This is a genomic window from Paenibacillus hamazuiensis (genome assembly GCF_023276405.1).
In the GTDB taxonomy this organism is placed as follows: Bacteria; Bacillota; Bacilli; order Paenibacillales; family NBRC-103111; genus Paenibacillus_AF; species Paenibacillus_AF hamazuiensis.
Map to the genome: position 1 here is coordinate 1,344,814 of NZ_JALRMO010000001.1, position 18,019 is coordinate 1,362,832.

The following is an 18,019-nucleotide window of genomic DNA, read 5'->3' on the forward strand; positions in this document are numbered from 1 at the left end:
ATCCTCCCGGCTCCTGTAAATAGTTTCGATTTCTTTTTCTGAGGAGGCGCTGAAGATGAATTCCGTTTCCAAGATATTAATCGTGGGCGGGGCTATACTAATCATTGCCGGACTGCTTTGGCAGGTGGTCGGCCGTTACCTGCCGCTCGGACGTTTGCCGGGAGATATCGTGGTGGAGAAAGAAAACGTCAAGTTTTATTTTCCCGTCGTCACGTGTATTCTCGTCAGCGTGGTGCTCTCGCTGATCGGCTATTTATTCCGGCTGTTCAAGTAAAACGGCGAGTCTGCGTGTTCATTAGAAAAATCGGCTCGATTCTCGTTTTCCTCTTTCTCTTCCATGGAAAGAGTGGTAAGATAAGACATAGTGTAGAAATGCCGATTTGTGGTTTACTTCTTTGAGGGGGGAACAGCCTTTTGCTTAAAAGAATCTTGATCGGCTTGATCCGCAGTCATGAAACGACCGGCGAGAAAGCTAAAGATCCGGCTCTAAAAACCCGCAATTACAAGCTTTCAAGAGACCAGGTTTGGGACGAAGTGGTCAGCACTTTCAAAAAGATGAGGGGTTACAAGCTGCTGCACGAAGTGAAAAACGTCGGGGAAATCGTCCTGGAGAAACGCACGATTACAGGGAGAACGCAGGACATTACCGTCACGATCATCTCCGTCAACCCGGTGAAAACCGCTGTCGACATTTATTCCGCCTCCCGCGGCTCGCTCGGGGATCTCGGTTCCAATTACCGCACGATACTGGAGATTTATAACCAGCTCGACAAAAAGCTCGCCCAATACAAAGATAATAATTAAAAAAACAGCGAGGAAGATGTCTCTTGCCTCGCTGTTTTTGTCGTAATTTGGGACTTTGTATTATGTATGACGTTACACGAGTTTCTTCACAGCTTCGACAGCCGCTTCGTAATTCGGATGTTCCGTCATTTCCTTCAAATATTCCACGTATTGAATCGTATCGTTCGCATCGAGTACGAAGATGGATCTCATGTCCAGTTGAAGTTCTTTGATCAGTACGCCGTAGGATTGACCGAAGTTGCGGTCTTTATAGTCGGACAGCGTGATGACTTTATCTACGCCGGCCGCGCCGCACCAGCGGGATTGAGCGAAAGGCAGGTCCACGCTGACCGTCAAAATAACGACGTTCTCGCCAAGCTTGGCAGCCTCTTCGTTAAAGCGGCGGGTTTGCGCGTCACACACGCCGGTATCCAAGGACGGAACGACGCTGATCAGCTTCACTTTGCCGGCATAGTCGGACAAAGATACTTGCTCTGTGAGGTTTTTGTTCAGCTTGAAGTCAGGAGCTTTGTCGCCCGCTTTCAGCTCGGGACCTACCAGTGTGATCGGATTACCTTTTAATGTAGCAACACCTGTACGCTCTTGCGCCATGATTGATTATCCTCCTTGAGATTAGGAATGATTGGTATTTCACCACAACTTATTATAAACTGTTGAAAAGGAACTTGTCCAATCAATACGTTCGGGTGAAGGAGAATGGCTTCATGTTGTTTTTGCGGTATGAAAATTTCAAGCAATATTTGCGGCTTTACCCAATCACCGTACTGATTTTATGCATAAATATAGGATTGTTTATCGCGATGGCCCTGCAGGGAGGCTCGCAGAATCAGGCGACGCTGCTGAAATTCGGCGCGATGGTTAATGAAGCGCCTTACATTTCCGACTATTGGCGCTACATCGCCGCGTGTTTTTTGCATATTGGCTTCGATCATCTGCTGTTCAACTGCTTTTCCATCTTCGTATTTGCGCCGCCTCTGGAAAGGTTGCTTGGCAAAACGCAGTATCTGGTTTTTTATCTGGGATGCGGATTTGCGGGCAATGCGGCGAGCGCGCTGCTATCGTCCGATGTTCATATGTCTGCGGGAGCTTCCGGGGCGATCTATGGCATTTACGCCGCGTTTATCTACCTCGGTGTGTTCCGCAGACATCTTTTGGACGAAGCGTCCCGAAAAACGATTTATACAGTAGTCGGCCTCGGCGTCGTTTATTCGCTGGTGATGCCGCAAATCAATTTCATCGGGCATTTGGGCGGATTTGCAGCCGGACTCCTGCTGTTTCGAATCATGAAATCCCGCATCTAAATAGCCGGTTGGAGGCATAAACATTGGAATTGCGACAGCTTCAATATTTTGTAACGGTAGCGAAAAAGCAGCATGTGACCCAGGCGGCCGAGGAGCTGCACATCGCCCAGTCGGCCATCAGCCGGCAAATTCACCAGCTGGAGCAGGAGCTTGGCGTGCAGCTTTTTGTGCAAAAAGGGCGCAATCTGCAGCTTACCCCGGTGGGGCGGCTTTTTTTAAGCCGGATGGAGGAGGTGCTCGCTTCGCTGGAGCGGGCGGTGAGCGAAATTCACGAATTTCTCGATCCCGAGGCCGGGGAAATTCGCATCGGCTTCCCGCACAGCCTGGGCATCCATTTGCTGCCGACGGTGGTGGCCTCCTTCCGCAGGGATCACCCCAACGTCAAGTTCCGGCTGCGTCAGGGTACATTTAACAGCTTGATTCGCGACGTCGTCAAAGGCGAAATCGATCTCGCTTTTATTTCGCCGTTTCCGGAAAATCATGAGCATGTCTCCGGCGAACTGCTGCTGCAGGAAGAGATGTATGCGATTCTTCCGGAAGGCCATGTTTTGGCAGGGGAAGATGTTATTCGGCTCATTCAGCTGAAGGACGAACCGTTTGTTATGTTCAGCGAAGAGTATTCGCTGCGGGCGATCGTGCTTGACGCCTGCGCGCAGGCCGGCTTTGTGCCGAAAATCGGCTTCGAAGGGGAGGAAACCGATACGATCCGCGGACTGGTGGCTGCCGGAATGGGCGTCAGCCTGCTGCCGGATATGGCGCTGACGGAGATCAGCCAGCTCCAGCCGGCCAAGGTGCGGGTCATCGAACCGCAGGTGACGCGGAGCATCGGGCTGATTCATCGCAAAGGGGAGAAGCTCCCGCTTGTGGCCGAGGTGTTCCAGAGCTTTTTGCTCAATTTCTTTCATTCCAAAAAATAACGCGTCAGCGTGCTGTCAGCCGTTTGTTACCGGCCATGTATTTTCCAAATCGTTAGGATGAGGTATTATGAGGAGGTAACGGTTTGGAGGGATAACGTGGATACGTTCGCTTGTTTATATTTGATCCGCGGTGAACCTTTTCGCCCGGGCACATGCATTAATTTGTCGGCCGAGGAAACGGTGGTCGGCCGATCGGCCGGCGACGTCTCGCCGGATGTTTCGTTTACCAACGCGTTTATTTCGCGCAAGCATTTTATGATTCGCAGGGAAAACGAACGCGCGGTGCTGTACGATCTCGGCAGCCGCCACGGCACGGAGATCAACGGGGATCGGATCGATCCGCATACGCCGTACGTGCTGCAGTCGTCGGATATCATCAAGCTGGCCAGAGGCATGATCGTCATTCATTTTTCTTATATTTTCGCCGATCAGACGCTGGAGTTCGAACCGATCATGAATACGCAGCAGCTGCATGCGCTCGAACAGCCTGTCGTCATTCATTGGGAGAAACGGGAATGCATCATCGACGGCAAACGCATTGCGATGTCGGAAAAGGAATGCAGCCTGATGAAAGTTTTGCACGATAACGCCAATCATCTTGTTTCCATTGAAGAGCTCAAGAAAACGGTATGGCCGGAGCGCAGCCCCGGTCCGGACGGCGTGCCCGATGTCAGCATCGACGAGCTGAACGCATTGGTGTACCGTATTCGCAAAAAATACGGCAAGCATTCCTTTATTATCAGCGCCGTGCGCGGCAGCGGTTATATTTTGGAAAAGGACTGAGGAAAACGTGATGAACGCAGCATATATCCAGGTCGAACAAACCGGGCCGCTGGACGGTTCCGTGCGTATTCCGGGCTCCAAAAACAGCTCGCTCGCCTTGCTGGCGGCGACGTGCCTGGCAGACTCCGCCATTGTGCTGGAAGGCATTCCCGATATATACGATTTCCGGGTCATTCAGCAAATCGGCAAAGATATCGGCCTCAGCATGCGCCGCGAACCTTCCGGTGACATCTTTATCGATCCGCGATACATTCACAGCTCGACGATCGATCCCGGCAAAGCGTCGTCTTACCGGGCTTCCTATTACTTTGTCGGCGCCTTGCTCGCCAAGTTCGGCAAGGTGACGGTCGGATTTCCCGGCGGGGACGATTTCGTCTCACGCCCGATCGACCAGCACGTCAAGGCGCTTAGCGCTCTCGGAGCAAAGTTCAGCTTCCACGGCGACTACTATGTTGTGGAAGCGAATGAGCTTGCCGGCGCCGACATTTATTTCGATACGATTACGTCCGGAGGAACGATCAACAGCATGCTGGCTGCCGTTAAAGCGCGCGGCCGCACGTATTTGCGGGGGGCGGCGCGTGACCCGGAAGTCGTCGATACCGCTAATTTTTTGAACCAGATGGGAGCGAAAATTTCCGGTGCGGGAACGGAAACGATCCGCATCGACGGCGTGCCTTATTTGCGAGGGGCGCGGTATCAGGTCATACCGGACCGGCTGATCGCCGGAGCGTTCCTTATGGCTCCTGGCATAGCCGGAGGACGTGTGACGGTTCTGGACGTCATTCCCGAGCATCTCGCTTCGTGCATCGCGAAGCTGAAGGAAATCGGCCTGCATATTGAATCGGGGGAAATGAGCATTACGGCCTACGGCCAAGGGAAGCTGCGGGCGACGCGGGTCAGAACCGGGATGTATCCGGGATTTGCCACCGATCTGCAGCAGCCCGTTACCTCTTTGCTGACGCAAGCTCCCGGGAAAAGCATCGTCACCGACAAGGTGTTTCCGAAGCGGTTCAATCATGTTCATCAACTGGTCAAAATGGGGGCTGACATCGAGCTGCGAAAGGAAAGCGCGTTTATTAAGGGAGGCCGCCCACTGCAAGGTACGCGGGTGCATGCGACCGATGTGCGCGCGGGAACATCGCTCATTCTCGCCGGCATGGCGGCGGAAGGAATCACGACGATTACAGGTGTGGAGCATATCGAAAGAGGTTATGATAATGCGATCGGGCTGTTCCGGGCGATCGGCGTTCCCATCTCCTTGCATCGGGAGCTTCAGGATACGGCGGCCTCGTGGCTGAACGAACAATACATGTAAGGTGATGATATGCGAATTGCTTTTTTGGACTCCGGCCTTGGCGGTTTGACAGTGCTGAAGGAAGCGATGGACCGGCTGCCTCACGAGAGGTTCGTTTATTTCGCGGATACGCTGCATGTGCCGTACGGCACCAAACCGAAGGAAGAGGTTAAACAGTATATTTTCCGGGCGGTGGAGACGCTGCTCGCTTATGATATCAAGGCGCTCGTCATTGCCTGCAACACGGCGACGAGCATTGCGGTGGAGGATCTGCGTGCGGCTTACGGTTTTCCGATCGTCGGGATGGAGCCGGCGGTCAAACCTGCAGTGGCCAAAGCGGCAAGCGCCCACAAACGGGTGCTCGTTACCGCTACGCCGCTGACGCTGCGCGAAGCGAAGTTTCAGGAGCTGGTGGCCAAGGTGGACGAGGAGCACCTCGTCGACTCGCTGCCGCTGCCGGAGCTGGTTCAGTTTTGCGAGGAGCTGCAATTTGACGATGAGGTTATTTTGCCTTATTTGGAGCAAAAGCTGGCCCCTTACGACATGCGGCAGTACGGATCTCTCGTGCTTGGCTGCACGCATTTTCCGTTTTACCGCGAACACTTTCGCAAGCTGATCCCAGGTCATGTCGAAGTGATGGACGGCAGCTTCGGCACAATCAAACGTCTGCAGCAGGTGCTGGGGGAAGCCGGTGCGATCAAGGAGCGGGGGGAATCCGAATTGATCTGGGTGACCTCGGGAGGTAAGCCGGAGGAGGCCCGCTCTCTGGAGAAGGCGTTTCATTTTTTGCAAACTAAATAAAAAAACAGGGGCTGTACCTAAGTCGACTGACTTACGGATACGGCTCCTGTTTTTTTTGATGTTTAGAAAATTACGCGACGTTAATTTTTGTGGATCCGAGGGGATTTGTTTCTAGGCCCAGGTTTTATTACTCTTCATTGCGGTTATTGAAAATCATGATGTACTTGACGAGCTCCAGCACGGAGATGAGGGCTGCAGCCACATAAGTGAGCGCTGCGGCGTTAAGAACCTTGGCGACTCCCCGTTCCTCGATGTTGCTGATGTAGCCTTCGGCGACCATCAAATCGCGGGCCCGGTTGCTGGCGTTAAACTCAACAGGCAGCGTCACGAGCTGGAACAGCACGGCCGCGGAGAAGAAGATGATGCCGAGACCGAGCAGGAAGTTGAACTGCTGGAAAATAAGACCGGCCAATATCATCAGCGGCGCTATGCCGGATGTGAAGTTGACGACTGGGAACATGTTATGTCGCATGACGAGCATCGGATAATGCACTTTATGCTGAATTGCGTGGCCGACCTCGTGGCATGCTACCGAAACGGCAGCAATTGAGCTTTCGTAATATACCGGTTCGGAAAGTCTGACTACGCGGTGGATCGGATCGTAGTGATCGCTGAGATGGCCTTGCACCGGCTCGATCGGCACGTCGTACAGTCCGTTTGCGTCGAGCATGTGGCGTGCCGCTTCGTAACCGGTCATGCCGGAACCGACCGGCACTTGCGCCCATTTGTTAAACGTTCCTCTTACCCGGAAAGACGCCCATAGGGAAAGGCCGAAGGCAATTAAGATCGGGATGTCCAGGGGATGAAAAAACATATGCTTTTCCTCCGTTTCAATTTTATCCTAAGGGACCTTTACCTAGAAGTAACAGCAAAGCCTCGATGCAAGCCGCCGTCTGCGGGGTCAGCAGCTTGTGGAAACGTTTGGCCTGGGCCGGCTTGAGTTGTTCCAAGAGCGGGCTGATTTCCTTGGCTTCCTTCTCCAGCTTCTGAAGATGAATTTGCAAGGATGTAAGTTTACTTGCCATAAATTCGTCGTGGCTGACTTTGCTCCATGTAGCCAGGCTTTGTCTAATTTCCTCTAAGGTATACTTCTCCCTTTTCATTATTTCAATACGTTTCAGGCGGGTTAAGGTTTCATCGCTGTACAAACGATAATTGGTGCCCGATCTTGCTTCCGGTTCGATAAGTCCAAGCTTGGTGTAATAGTCGATCGTCCTCGGGCTGACTTCGGATAATCTGGATAATTCGCCAATACGGTACAGTTTTGCCTCCATCCCGGAATTCACCTCGCTTCTTTATATATAAATACACTCCTATCTACCAATTTTATGATACTGAATTCAAACCATACAGTCAAACGTTATGCTTTTGACGGGGTATAATCGCCCGGTTTTTATGCCTGCAATCGATTTTCTGTGTTATCTTTGTTGACTACTCTATGAAAAAATGCGGAAAAATCCGAATTATGAATGTTAAATGTGAGGTTATTTTTCGTTTTTTTTGTTTTTTTGCGCAAAAACATATTGTCAAACCCGTAGAAGGTGTATATAATGACATTAAGAATTTCACATAATGTTATAAAAACTTACATTAAGGATGTGGTCGCAATGTTGAAGAAGTTCTTGTTAAGTCTCGGTATTGTCTCGGCGTTGTTCCCAACCGCGCTTGCTTTCGCGGCGGACGCTCCGAAGCCGGAACAGCTGCAAAGCGCAATTGACGCCGTGTGGGTCATGCTGGCAGCTATTCTCGTCATTTTCATGCAGGCGGGGTTTGCGCTGCTCGAAGCAGGGTCGACTCGAATGAAAAACGCCGGTCACGTCGCCGGTAAAACGGTTTTGACGTTCGGCATCTGTGCCATCGCCTTCTGGGCCATCGGTTTCGGCTTCGCCTTCGGTGACGACGGCGGCAACGGTTTCTTCGGTACGACAGGATTTTTCGTAGACGGTACGGAAGAGCAAGCGCAAGCGGCCTTTTCTTCCCTCAGCGCTTCCGATGTGCCGATCAGCATCAAGTTCCTGTTCCAACTGGCATTTGCGGGCGTATCGCTGGCGATCGCTTGGGGCGGATTTGCAGAAAGAGGCAAGCTTGCGGTTTACTTCATCTTCGGTACTTTGTTCTCGGTCATTATCTATCCTATCGTAGCTCACTGGGTATGGGGCGGCGGCTGGTTGTCCAAACTCGGCATGCAGGACTTTGCCGGTTCGACGGTCGTTCACTTGCAAGGCGCAACGGCGGCTTTGGTTGCTACACTTTTGCTGAAACCGCGTATCGGTAAATTCAATAAAGACAAGACGCCTAATTTGATTCCCGGTCATAACCAAGTGTACTCCGTACTTGGCGTTATCATTCTCTGGATCGGCTGGTTCGGCTTTAACCCAGGCAGTACGCTCAGCGCTATGAACGACGGCTTCTTCGGTTACATCGCGTTGACAACGAACCTGGCGGCAGCAGCCGGCGCGGTAGCCGCACTGACCGTGTCCTGGATGTACTTCGGCAAGGCGGATATTCCCAGCATGCTTAACGGCGTTCTCGCGGCTCTTGTCGCCATCACGGCAGCTTGCGCATTCGTAACTCCGGGCGCCGCTATCATCATCGGGGCAATCTCCGGCATCGTTACTTTCTTTACGGCTCAATGGTTTGAAAAAGCAGGGGTTGACGATCCGGTTTATGCTTTTTCCGTTCACGGTATCGCCGGTATTTGGGGCACGCTTTCCACCGGTTTGTTCGCCACTCCGGAGCTTGCCGGGAAAGTGGGCGTCGGTAAAGCGGGTTTGTTCTACGGCGGCGGGTTCGAGCAATTGGGCGTGCAAGCTCTCGGCGTGTTCGGCGCATTCGTCTTCGTACTTGTTCTTTCTTATATTATTTTGGCACTCATTAAAGTCACGGTCGGTCTTCGCGTAACGGAGGAAGAAGAAATCGTCGGTCTCGACCTTTCCGAGCACGGTTCCTACGGTTATCCGGAGCAAATGAAGAAATTGGCACAAGGTACACAAGCGTTGTAGTATAATGAGGCAAAAAGGGCAAAGGGGATTCCCGTATGGAACGACTCTCGATGGAACGGATGTTGGAACGAATATTTCAAGCAGAAAGGTTTGAGGAACTGCGTGAGATTCGTGACCGCATTCACGAGGACTTCCATAAGGATCTCCTTTTTCCTCATTCCTTGGACGAGAATAAACGTTTGAACGAAATCCATGATGCGATGATAAGCCGTATCGTTCATATTTCGGAACAGGAGATGAACGAGCAGGGAAAAGGGGAACCTCCGGTGCCCTACTCGTTTATCCTCTACGGCAGCGGCGGGCGCAAGGAACAAACGCTGTGGAGCGATCAGGATAACGGGATTTTATTTGATGATCCGGAGGAACGCGACGTCGAGCAAGTTTCTTCCTATTTTAAAGAGCTGGTCGACTGCATTGAGTGGGGCATGGCAATTGTCGGCTATCCGCCTTGCAGCGGGGACGTTATTTGCGCCAATCCTCAATGGAGGAAACCGCTCAGCGCTTACCGCAGCATGCTGCGCGAATGGCTCGTGGAACCGAATTGGGAGCATGTCCGTTATTTGCTCATCATGGCCGATATGCGCTGCGTATATGGCAGCGAAATGCTCGCTGAGAAGCTGAAGGACGACTTTTACGAATATGTCGAAGAGCACCGCGAGCTTCTGTACCATATGCTGCAAAATACGCTGCACCATAAAATTTCGCTCGGCGTTTTCGGCCAATTGATCAAGGAGCGGTACGGCGAGGATGCGGGCGGAGTCGATATCAAATATGGCGCATATATCCCGATAGTGAACGGAGTTCGGCTTTTGGCCGTGGAGGCGGGAATCCGCTGCACCTCCACCCAGGAACGGATCGAACGGCTGATCGCGGACAATCATGTGGAGGAAGAGCTGGGCCATGACTGGCTGGAGGCGCTGTCCCTTGTGATGAAATTGCGCGCGGAAACGCCGTTCCAAATTCAGGACGGCCAATATACAACCCGCGGCAAGCTGCCCGCAGACATGCTGACGAAGGAACGGACCAATCAGCTTAAATTTTGCCTGCGGATCGGCAAAGATTTGCAGAAGTATGTGCAGAACAAGGTCAAGCTTCAAAAAGGGTAGCGGTGCGTTTTCAGATAGAAAAAGGTTGGATATTTTCGGATACGGTGTAGATTATTTCGGCATCTTTATACGGGGTGGGGAATTATGAAAGACATGCGGCCTGCGGGCCGGTTTTTGCACTTGTACAAAATGGGCGGGCTGACACCTGCGATCGCTTCCATGTTTGACGCGCAAAACGCCCAGCAGATGGCTTTCATTCGGTCTATCATGAAGGAGCAGCGAAAAAATTCATTATACGACATTCCTCTGGACAGCGTGGAGCTGGTCGTTTTCGATTTGGAAACGACCGGCTTTTCCCCGTACAACGGGGATGAAATCATTTCGTTCGGCGCTGTGGAGGTGCATGGCGGGGATCTTAAGGAAGACCGGCAATTTTACAGCCTGGTCAACCCGAAACGGAACATTCCGCCCGAGATCGAGAAGCTGACCGGCATTACCAACCGGATGGCGGAAGATGCTCCGGAGCTTATTCACGCGCTTCGCGGCTTTTTGGAGTTCGTCCAGAATAAAATATTGGTCGCTCACGGGACCGGGCATGACAAGCATTTTCTGAATTCCGCCTTATGGAAAACGTCGCGTGTCCAGCTGTCGCACCGCATCCTCGATACGATGATGATTGCCAAATGGTTGAAACCTAACCTGAAAAGCTATGACCTTGACTATTTGCTGGAGTTATACGGCATAAAAATAACGCAGCGCCATCATGCACTTGAAGATGCGGTCATGACAGCCCGCCTATGGTCGAAGTTTATGATTGAAATTCAATCCCGGGACATCGCAACCCTTGGTGATTTATACTCGCATTTGAGCCATCATTGATTGCCCCTGAAGCCCCCCAAATCGGAGAAGTCCCCCCTAAATCCCCCCACCGGGGGACCCCAGGCTTCCGAAGCCGGCTTTGCTACGCAAAGCCCTTAAGGCGCTCAGGCGCCCTGGACCCGCCCGCCGGGAGTTCATGCTTGCTTCTAGGTCGCGTTTGTCTGGCATGGATTTTTTGCCTTCGGGTAAAAAAATCCTATGCCAGACACGCTTTATTTTTAGAGTGGTGATGCTGGGAGCGACTTCGTGCCTCGACCTCGCGTTTGTTCGGCACGATTCGGCTCTCGCCGAATTGGTGCCGGACACGCTTTACCAAATAGCTTATACGTAAGTACGACTAAAGGCAATGCACTTATGTGCACTGCCTTTTTTGAGTTGGTTAGCTGATTTTGCCCTCCGGCTTAATCAAGAAAAACACCGACGCCAGCGTCAGCAGTGCCAAAGCCGATACCGTAATGAAAACCATTTGATCCGATTTGTCCATAAGAAAGCTGAAAATCGGAGGTCCGAAAGCCACTCCCAAAAAGCGCAGGCTGCTGTAAATGGAAGTGATCATGCCGCGCTGCTGCTTTTGTACGGAGCCGGTGATCATCGTATTCAGACAAGGCAGCACGAGGCCGGTTCCGATGCTGCTGACGGTGAGCAGACCGATAAACAAATACAGGTTTTGCCGGTTGAACCAAATGCACAGCGCAAGCGCCGCCGTCATCATGAAAAGCCCGATATTCATCAGCCACCGCATCAAGGTTCCGTTTTTCTTGATCAGCGCACCGGTCGTATACGAGGTGACCACCATTCCGAGCAGCGGAATGGCCAGCACGAGCCCTTTTTGCACTCCATCGATATTAAAAGGCGGCTTTTCCAATATTTGCGACAAATAAAACAAAACTCCAAACAAAACGAACAAAGCGATCGATCCGGCAAAAAAAGAGGTGATCAGCCAGCGACCTTTTTTCTTCAGGATTCCGCCGATCGTATGCAAGTACTTGCCGAGTTCGGGCGGTTTGCTGTCTTTTTTCGGTTCCTTCAGCAGAAATATCGTGGCCAGAATGGAGATGAGACAAAAGATCGGAAATGCGAAAAATGCCGCATACCACACGATTAAGGCGAGCAGCGAACCCAAAATCGGGCTTACCACTTTACCCGTTCCGTTGGATGCTTCGGTCAGCCCCAATGCTTTGCTCTCCGTGCCACCGCTGTACAAATCTCCCGCCAGCGCCATGGCGATCGGAGCCGTTCCGGCAGCTCCCAACCCCTGAATCGCCCTTGCGACGATAACGATCGTGTAAGAGTTCCAAATAGCCCCGAAACCGGCCAAAACGCCCGCCGAACCGTAAATAATAAGCGCAGGAATGATGATGGCTTTTCGACCGAAGCGGTCGGACAAATAACCTGCAACCGGAATGACCAGTCCCGCCGTTACGGAAAATAATGTAATAACGAGACTGCTTTGAAATTTGGAAATACCCATCTTTTGTTCCATATCGGGCAAAATCGGCACTAACATGGAATTGCCCAGAACAAGTACAAGCGGAATGGTAGCGAGCGCGATAAATTCCCAAATGCGGCCCTTGGTTTCGGCTTTTCCTGTTTCCTTTGTTTTTTTCGCGGCTGAAGGTTCGAAGACAACTTCCCGCTCCATGTCGCTTTCAAAAACGATGTTCCAGTTCTTTTTGGTTTTCTGCATCGGTCCGCGGCACTCCTCCGGTGTAGTAGTAGCACGTAAGCACAATGTAAGCATAATGTGCCCGTGCGTTGGATAGCTCATACACCCGACTTATTCCATGCCGCAGAGGTAGGATTTTATCCTTTTTGGGCGATACTAGGAGGAAGTGAAAATGTGCCGAATGGCAAAAGGGAGATGAGTATGAGCAGACGTTTTCTGATCATAAGCTTGATGGCGCTTGGCTTAGCCGGGTTTGCCGTTTACCGGCATATAGGGGCTTTCCCAGCCGATGCCGCCGCTTACGAGACGGACGAACCGGCAGCACAAGGCATCAGGAAAGCGGCTCCTGCATTTCATTTGAAAGCGCTGGACGGCGCCGAATACGGGCTTAGGGGCCCGCGCGAAAAACCGCTGGTGCTCAATTTTTGGGCCTCCTGGTGCGGTCCTTGTCACGAGGAAGCCCCCGACCTGAAAAAGCTGTCGGAACGCTACCAAAAAGACATCGATTTCTACGCCGTCAATATAACCAAGGGAGATACCTTGAAAAATGCCAGGCAGTTTGCTCAGCAATACGGGTTCAACATGCCGGTTCTTCTTGACATGGACGGCTCCGTTTCCGGCCAATACCGGGTATTGTTTGTCCCGACCAGCTTCCTGATCGACAAAAAAGGCATAATCAGAGAAGTAGTCCATGTCATGCCTCCGGATCTGTGGGAAAAGAAGCTGGACCTTTTGTTGAAGGGGTAAAGTGAATAGGGTGAGAAGGCAGGAATGCTATAAAGGCAGTAAAGAGCAGTAAAAAGCTGCGCACTCCGAGTCGGTACTCGAAGGTATGCAGCTTTTGTAGTCGTATCTCAACGTAGTGAAGCGTGTCAGACACAGGTTTGCGCAGAGCAAACCTGTGTCTGACAAACGCGGGCAAGAAGCACATCCCCCCACCAAAGGCACCGCTCCAAAAGTGCAGCGTGTCCGGCATAGGATTTATTGCCAAAAGCAATAAATCTATGCCGGGCAAACGCGAACTAGCAGCGAGCAGTCTCTCCGTACGGGCGGGTCCAGGGCGCCTGAGCGCCTGGGGTCCCCCTATAAGGGGGAATTAGGGGGTGCCTCCCACGATTTAGGGGGTACCTCCCATTAATGGTTAAGCAGCCCAAGCCGTTCCTTATGCTCCTCGGCGGGAGCGAGCCTTTGTTTCCCCAGCAGCGCATACCGGATGCTGTCCGCCAGCGCTTCCCAGCTCGCTTCGATGACGTTCCCCGAAACGCCGACGGTATTCCAGGAGTTGTTGAAGTCGGTGGACTCGATCAGCACGCGAACCTTCGCCGCGGTGGCGTCTTTTTCGTCAAGTACGCGGACCTTGTAGTCCGACAGATGAATTTGCTCGATCGCAGGGTAAAACTGCAGAAGGCATTTGCGGAGCGCGTTATCGAGCGCGTTGACCGGGCCGTTGCCTTCGGCGGCATTGTATACAGTCTCGCCGTGAACTTTAACCTTGACGATTGCTTCCGATACGACCGGATTGTTCGCGCTTTTTTCCACGAGAATTTTAAAAGATTCGAGCGTAAAGACTTCCTCGGTTTTGCCGTAGGCGTCACGGATAAGCAGCTCCAAAGAGGCGTCGGCGCCTTCGAATTGGTAGCCCTCATGCTCCATCTTCTTGATCTTTTCAATAAGAAGTTTCGTATTCGCATTGTCGTTGCTGAAATCGAGGCCGAGCTCCTGCGCTTTAAACACGAGGTTGCTTTGGCCGGCGAGCTCGGATACAAGCACGCGCTGCTTGTTGCCTACAAGCTCAGGCTGAATATGCTCATACGTGCTGGAGTTGCGCAAAATGGCGGAAACGTGAATGCCGCCCTTGTGTGCGAACGCCGCGCTGCCTACGAACGGTTGGTTGACCGGCATATGCGTATTGGCGATTTCGCTGACGTAGCGGGCGATGCTCGTCAAGCTTTGCATCTGCTCCTCGCTGATCACATCGTACTTCAGCTTCAGTTGAAGGTTAGGGATGATCGAACAAAGGTTGGCATTGCCGCAGCGCTCGCCGTAGCCGTTGATCGTGCCCTGCACCTGGGTGGCGCCGGCCATAACGGCGGCTATGCTGTTGGCCACGCCGAGCTCGCAGTCGTTATGCGCGTGAATGCCGATCGGGCAGCGGGTGATTTCCTTGCAGACGCGCGCGACGATGTCCGAAATTTCGTGCGGCATCGTACCGCCGTTCGTATCGCACAATACGATCCAATCGGCGCCGGCCTCCTCGGCTTTTTTGATCGTTTGCAGCGCGTATTCCGGATTGTTTTTATACCCGTCGAAAAAGTGCTCCCCGTCATAAATGACTTCAAGCCCTTTGCTTTTCAAATATTTGACCGAATCGTAAATCATCGCCAAGTTTTCTTCAAGAGTCGTTTGAATGGCCTTGTGAACGTGGAAGTCCCAGGACTTGCCGAAGATCGTAGCCACCGAGACGCCTACTTCCAGGATGCGGTTCAAGTTGGCGTCTTCCTCCGGAAGCGTATCTTTTCTCCGCGTGCTGCCGAACGCCGTAATTTTAGCATGGGACAGCTTCAGGTCCTTGGCCCGGGTGAAAAACTCGATGTCTTTGTTGTTGCTCCCCGGCCAACCGCCTTCAATATATGTAACGCCCAGCGCATCGAGCTTTTGAGCGATTTTCAGCTTGTCTTCCACGGAAAGGCTGATGCCTTCGCCTTGCGTGCCGTCTCTTAACGTGGTGTCGAAAATTTTTACCGTTTTTGCCATGAAATGTCCTCCTGATTCCGCAAGCTTAAGAACAAAGCGATAATTTCTTATTATATCATAACCGTATAGCGTATTGATATGTTTTTCGCGAATTTGCAGCGATGCGCAGACCTTGACCGGACGCGGCAACGATTGTATGCTGGTATTGGTTCAAACATATTCTATTTATATTATTGGAGGTGTACAACATGTCTACGAAACCGTCAAAAACGATGCAACCCGTGCCGAATCCGCATCCGGATCGCGATTACGAGGTGGAGATCGAATGTCCGGAATTTACGGCGCTATGCCCGGTGACCGGCCAGCCGGATTTTGCCACCATTTCGTTTAAATATATTCCTGGTCCGTCCATTGTCGAGCTGAAATCTCTGAAGCTGTATTTGTGGAGCTTCCGCGATGAAGGGCATTTTCATGAAGACGTCACGAATCGGATTTTGAAAGATTTCGTGCAGTTCATTCAGCCGAAAAAACTTCAAGTTATCGGAAAGTTTAACGTCAGAGGCGGTATTTACACAACCGTTCGGGCGGAATATGAAGCCGGTCAGTGACAGCTATCCCAAGTCGGGCAGAGTCATTCTGCATATCGACATGAACGCCTTTTACTGCTCGGTGCATGAAGCGGTCGAACCGGAGAAATATAAAGGAAAGGCGATCGCCGTTTCCGGCAGCGTCGAGCAGCGCAAGGGCATCATCGTGACGTGCTCCTATGCCGCCCGCGGCAAAGGAGTGCGCACCGGCATGCAGGTGCGCGAAGCGCTCAAGCTTTGTCCGGGACTCATTCTGATCAAGCCGGATTTTGAGCTTTATCGGCAGTTTTCCCGGCGGTTTATGAAAATTGCCTACGACTATTCGCCGCTGGTCGAAACGATGTCCATCGACGAGTGTTACGTGGATATAACCGGTTCCAAGCAATTCGGCACCCCGCTCGAAATCGCCCAGACGATTCAAACGAGGGTGCGCGAAGAGCTGGGGCTGCCATGCTCGATCGGCGTTGCCCCGAACAAACTGCTGGCGAAGATGGCGTCGGATATGAAAAAACCGAACGGCTTGACCGTGCTGCGCAAAAGGGACGTTCCTGCGATATTGTGGGATAAGCCCTGTTCGCATTTATTCGGTATCGGCAAAAAGACCGCCGACAAACTGGCGCGCATGCGCATACATACGCTCGGACAATTGGCCGGGGCGGATGAAACGAAGCTGGTCGAAGCTTTTGGCGTGCTTGGACATTGGCTGAAGCAGGCGGCGAACGGCGAAGACCATTCGCCGGTCAATCCCGAGCATGAGCAGAGCAAATCAATCGGCCATACGACGACCCTGCCCTACAACTATACGGAATGGGACGATGTGCAGCGGGTATTTCTCAACTTGGCCGACCAGGTGGCCAGGCGGCTCCGCAGGCAAAAGCTGGTAGCGGAAACGGTGCAGATCACGATACGCGATCCGGATATGAAAACGATCACGCGTTCCGTTACTTTGGAACGTCCGACCGAACAGATGGACGACATTTACAAACAAGCGTGCGCGTTGTTTAAGCGGCACTGGCAGCTTCCGAAGCCCGTTAGGCTGCTTGGCATAACGCTGCAAAATCTTCAGGCCAAGGAAGAGGCGGCCATTCAGCTCGATTTGTTCAGCTACGAGAAAGAGCCTGTGAAGGAACGGCTTACGCAAGCGATGGACGCCATCCGCGATAAATTCGGAGAGCATGCGATTCTGACGGCCGGAATGCTGGGCGACGACCCGTCGACGCTTATCCGCGACCATCGGGCCCGCGGTACGTCGCTGCAGATGGACCATCTGAAGCAGCGGCCTTTGAGTGACGATTAGACGCAATACCTTTAGGAGGAATCGCTATGACCATCGTCATCGGATTTGCCGGATTTTCGGGCAGCGGCAAGACAACGCTGATCGCGAAGCTTATTCCGCTCATTCAGGCCCGCGGCAAATCGGTGGCGGTGATCAAACACGACGGTCATGGCCATTACAAGGAAGCCGAAGGAACCGATACGAGCCGTTATATCGAAGCGGGGGCGGCAGGTGTCATGGCACTCTCCCCGAACGGCTACGTGAAAATGGAACGGCGACGCGTGATCCTGCCGGATGCGATTCAAGGCATGTCCCATTATGACGTCGTGATGGTGGAAGGATTTAAAACGGAGCGGCATCCGAAAGTAGCCGTCATTCGTCTCCCGGAGCATGCAGCCATTTTGGAGCATTTACCTGAATTGCCGGAAGCGATCGTTTCCGCTGTTCCCATCATGGATCCGGGAGTTCCCGTTTTTCATTTGGACGATGCCGCCGGCATTGCCGAATGGATTGCAGCCCGCAAGGAAACAATGTAGTAGGTCGGCAGAAGCAGTTTTTTATTTGAACTTTCCACCGTTTTATATTATATTTTAGTATGAGGTTATAATTGAGGGAGGAATTTTAGAGATGGCAAAATACACTTGGGTGGATAAAGAAACCTGCATCGCTTGCGGCGCCTGCGGTGCAACCGCTCCGGACATTTACGACTACGACGATGAAGGTTTGGCGGAAGTTATTTACGACGGAGACGGCAACACAGGCAACACCGAAATTCCGGAAGATCTTTACGATGATCTGCAGGACGCTCAAGACGGCTGCCCGACCGACTCCATTAAAGTCGCAGACGCTCCGTTCGGCAAGTAATTTATAATTATAGAAATGACAAGCCTTTTCCCTGATCGGGAGAAGGCTTTTTTAATGTCGGGCGCTGCTGACTGCGCCGGCACCACTCCAAAAGTGAAGCGTGTC

Annotated in this window: 20 protein-coding genes; 15 read left to right on the forward strand and 5 right to left on the reverse strand. The window is 52.3% G+C overall.

What is annotated here, in order from left to right; genetic code table 11:
• Positions 1–55 precede the first annotated feature (55 nt).
• Positions 56–274, forward strand: coding sequence for a DUF2905 domain-containing protein (locus MYS68_RS05680; protein WP_248924893.1), 219 nt, complete (start codon positions 56–58; stop codon positions 272–274).
• 140 nt (positions 275–414) lie between these two features.
• Positions 415–804, forward strand: coding sequence for a DUF1499 domain-containing protein (locus MYS68_RS05685; RefSeq protein ID WP_248924894.1), 390 nt, complete (start codon positions 415–417; stop codon positions 802–804).
• Positions 805–876: 72 nt separating this feature from the next.
• Here the strand turns inward: MYS68_RS05685 and tpx are convergent, their stop codons facing one another.
• Complete coding sequence (gene tpx / locus MYS68_RS05690; RefSeq protein WP_248924895.1) at positions 877–1,395, reverse strand: thiol peroxidase; 519 nt, start codon at positions 1,393–1,395, stop codon at positions 877–879.
• 113 nt (positions 1,396–1,508) lie between these two features.
• Here tpx and MYS68_RS05695 point away from each other — a divergent pair, with 113 nt between their 5' ends.
• The 5 genes from MYS68_RS05695 to murI all read left to right on the forward strand — a co-directional run bounded on the left by MYS68_RS05695 (position 1,509) and on the right by murI (position 5,900).
• A complete protein-coding gene (locus tag MYS68_RS05695; protein ID WP_248924896.1) occupies positions 1,509–2,105 on the forward strand; it encodes a rhomboid family intramembrane serine protease in 597 nt (198 codons plus the stop codon).
• Between the two features lie 23 nt (positions 2,106–2,128).
• Complete coding sequence (gene gltC, locus MYS68_RS05700) at positions 2,129–3,022, forward strand: glutamate biosynthesis transcriptional regulator GltC (protein WP_248924897.1); 894 nt, start codon at positions 2,129–2,131, stop codon at positions 3,020–3,022.
• A gap of 96 nt (positions 3,023–3,118) precedes the next feature.
• Positions 3,119–3,805 (forward strand): FHA domain-containing protein, encoded by a 687-nt coding sequence (locus tag MYS68_RS05705; RefSeq protein ID WP_248924898.1) that lies wholly within the window; start codon positions 3,119–3,121, stop codon positions 3,803–3,805.
• Between the two features lie 10 nt (positions 3,806–3,815).
• Complete coding sequence (gene murA, locus MYS68_RS05710) at positions 3,816–5,120, forward strand: UDP-N-acetylglucosamine 1-carboxyvinyltransferase (protein ID WP_248924899.1); 1,305 nt, start codon at positions 3,816–3,818, stop codon at positions 5,118–5,120.
• Between the two features lie 9 nt (positions 5,121–5,129).
• Complete coding sequence (gene murI / locus MYS68_RS05715) at positions 5,130–5,900, forward strand: glutamate racemase (protein WP_248924900.1); 771 nt, start codon at positions 5,130–5,132, stop codon at positions 5,898–5,900.
• Between the two features lie 127 nt (positions 5,901–6,027).
• Here the strand turns inward: murI and MYS68_RS05720 are convergent, their stop codons facing one another.
• Complete coding sequence (locus MYS68_RS05720) at positions 6,028–6,714, reverse strand: zinc metallopeptidase (protein WP_248924901.1); 687 nt, start codon at positions 6,712–6,714, stop codon at positions 6,028–6,030.
• Positions 6,715–6,736: 22 nt separating this feature from the next.
• Positions 6,737–7,174 (reverse strand): MerR family transcriptional regulator, encoded by a 438-nt coding sequence (locus tag MYS68_RS05725; RefSeq protein WP_248924902.1) that lies wholly within the window; start codon positions 7,172–7,174, stop codon positions 6,737–6,739.
• A gap of 333 nt (positions 7,175–7,507) precedes the next feature.
• Here MYS68_RS05725 and MYS68_RS05730 point away from each other — a divergent pair, with 333 nt between their 5' ends.
• The 3 genes from MYS68_RS05730 (at position 7,508) to MYS68_RS05740 (ending at position 10,827) form a co-directional block, all read left to right on the forward strand.
• Positions 7,508–8,902, forward strand: coding sequence for an ammonium transporter (locus tag MYS68_RS05730; protein ID WP_248924903.1), 1,395 nt, complete (start codon positions 7,508–7,510; stop codon positions 8,900–8,902).
• A 35-nt stretch (positions 8,903–8,937) separates the two neighbouring features.
• Positions 8,938–10,008 carry a DUF294 nucleotidyltransferase-like domain-containing protein gene (locus MYS68_RS05735; RefSeq protein ID WP_248924904.1) on the forward strand — a complete coding sequence of 357 codons (1,071 nt, stop codon included), beginning with the start codon at positions 8,938–8,940 and terminating at the stop codon, positions 10,006–10,008.
• An 84-nt stretch (positions 10,009–10,092) separates the two neighbouring features.
• On the forward strand, positions 10,093–10,827 hold the full coding sequence (locus MYS68_RS05740) for an exonuclease domain-containing protein (protein WP_248924905.1): 735 nt from the start codon (positions 10,093–10,095) through the stop codon (positions 10,825–10,827).
• Between the two features lie 379 nt (positions 10,828–11,206).
• On the opposite strand, the gene MYS68_RS05745 is transcribed toward MYS68_RS05740, so the two are convergent.
• Positions 11,207–12,514: an MFS transporter gene (locus MYS68_RS05745; RefSeq protein WP_248924906.1), complete on the reverse strand. Its 1,308-nt coding sequence runs from the start codon at positions 12,512–12,514 to the stop codon at positions 11,207–11,209.
• A 180-nt stretch (positions 12,515–12,694) separates the two neighbouring features.
• Here MYS68_RS05745 and MYS68_RS05750 point away from each other — a divergent pair, with 180 nt between their 5' ends.
• Positions 12,695–13,240, forward strand: a complete 546-nt coding sequence (locus tag MYS68_RS05750; protein WP_248924907.1) for a TlpA family protein disulfide reductase — start codon at positions 12,695–12,697, stop codon at positions 13,238–13,240.
• 387 nt (positions 13,241–13,627) lie between these two features.
• On the opposite strand, the gene cimA is transcribed toward MYS68_RS05750, so the two are convergent.
• A complete protein-coding gene (cimA, locus tag MYS68_RS05755; protein ID WP_248924908.1) occupies positions 13,628–15,247 on the reverse strand; it encodes a citramalate synthase in 1,620 nt (539 codons plus the stop codon).
• A 188-nt stretch (positions 15,248–15,435) separates the two neighbouring features.
• Here cimA and queF point away from each other — a divergent pair, with 188 nt between their 5' ends.
• From queF to MYS68_RS05775, 4 genes are all read left to right on the forward strand, one after another.
• Complete coding sequence (queF, locus tag MYS68_RS05760) at positions 15,436–15,795, forward strand: preQ(1) synthase (RefSeq protein WP_248924909.1); 360 nt, start codon at positions 15,436–15,438, stop codon at positions 15,793–15,795.
• Complete coding sequence (locus tag MYS68_RS05765; RefSeq protein ID WP_248924910.1) at positions 15,779–17,071, forward strand: DNA polymerase IV; 1,293 nt, start codon at positions 15,779–15,781, stop codon at positions 17,069–17,071. Before queF ends, MYS68_RS05765 begins: the two co-directional genes overlap by 17 nt.
• A gap of 26 nt (positions 17,072–17,097) precedes the next feature.
• Positions 17,098–17,586 (forward strand): molybdopterin-guanine dinucleotide biosynthesis protein B, encoded by a 489-nt coding sequence (gene mobB / locus MYS68_RS05770; RefSeq protein WP_248924911.1) that lies wholly within the window; start codon positions 17,098–17,100, stop codon positions 17,584–17,586.
• A 91-nt stretch (positions 17,587–17,677) separates the two neighbouring features.
• Positions 17,678–17,914 carry a ferredoxin gene (locus tag MYS68_RS05775; protein ID WP_248924912.1) on the forward strand — a complete coding sequence of 79 codons (237 nt, stop codon included), beginning with the start codon at positions 17,678–17,680 and terminating at the stop codon, positions 17,912–17,914.
• The last annotated feature ends 105 nt before the right edge of the window (positions 17,915–18,019 follow it).

Coding starts and splice junctions, on each gene's coding strand:
- MYS68_RS05775 (WP_248924912.1), top strand. CDS start 17,678: ATGGCAAAATACACTTGGGTGGATAAAGAAACCTGCATCGCTTGCGGC.
- queF (WP_248924909.1), top strand. CDS start 15,436: ATGTCTACGAAACCGTCAAAAACGATGCAACCCGTGCCGAATCCGCAT.
- MYS68_RS05725 (WP_248924902.1), bottom strand. CDS start 7,174: ATGGAGGCAAAACTGTACCGTATTGGCGAATTATCCAGATTATCCGAA.
- mobB (WP_248924911.1), top strand. CDS start 17,098: ATGACCATCGTCATCGGATTTGCCGGATTTTCGGGCAGCGGCAAGACA.
- cimA (WP_248924908.1), bottom strand. CDS start 15,247: ATGGCAAAAACGGTAAAAATTTTCGACACCACGTTAAGAGACGGCACG.
- MYS68_RS05695 (WP_248924896.1), top strand. CDS start 1,509: ATGTTGTTTTTGCGGTATGAAAATTTCAAGCAATATTTGCGGCTTTAC.
- MYS68_RS05750 (WP_248924907.1), top strand. CDS start 12,695: ATGAGCAGACGTTTTCTGATCATAAGCTTGATGGCGCTTGGCTTAGCC.
- murI (WP_248924900.1), top strand. CDS start 5,130: ATGCGAATTGCTTTTTTGGACTCCGGCCTTGGCGGTTTGACAGTGCTG.
- MYS68_RS05735 (WP_248924904.1), top strand. CDS start 8,938: ATGGAACGACTCTCGATGGAACGGATGTTGGAACGAATATTTCAAGCA.
- tpx (WP_248924895.1), bottom strand. CDS start 1,395: ATGGCGCAAGAGCGTACAGGTGTTGCTACATTAAAAGGTAATCCGATC.
- MYS68_RS05745 (WP_248924906.1), bottom strand. CDS start 12,514: ATGCAGAAAACCAAAAAGAACTGGAACATCGTTTTTGAAAGCGACATG.
- murA (WP_248924899.1), top strand. CDS start 3,816: ATGAACGCAGCATATATCCAGGTCGAACAAACCGGGCCGCTGGACGGT.
- MYS68_RS05740 (WP_248924905.1), top strand. CDS start 10,093: ATGAAAGACATGCGGCCTGCGGGCCGGTTTTTGCACTTGTACAAAATG.
- MYS68_RS05765 (WP_248924910.1), top strand. CDS start 15,779: ATGAAGCCGGTCAGTGACAGCTATCCCAAGTCGGGCAGAGTCATTCTG.
- MYS68_RS05730 (WP_248924903.1), top strand. CDS start 7,508: ATGTTGAAGAAGTTCTTGTTAAGTCTCGGTATTGTCTCGGCGTTGTTC.
- MYS68_RS05720 (WP_248924901.1), bottom strand. CDS start 6,714: ATGTTTTTTCATCCCCTGGACATCCCGATCTTAATTGCCTTCGGCCTT.
- MYS68_RS05680 (WP_248924893.1), top strand. CDS start 56: ATGAATTCCGTTTCCAAGATATTAATCGTGGGCGGGGCTATACTAATC.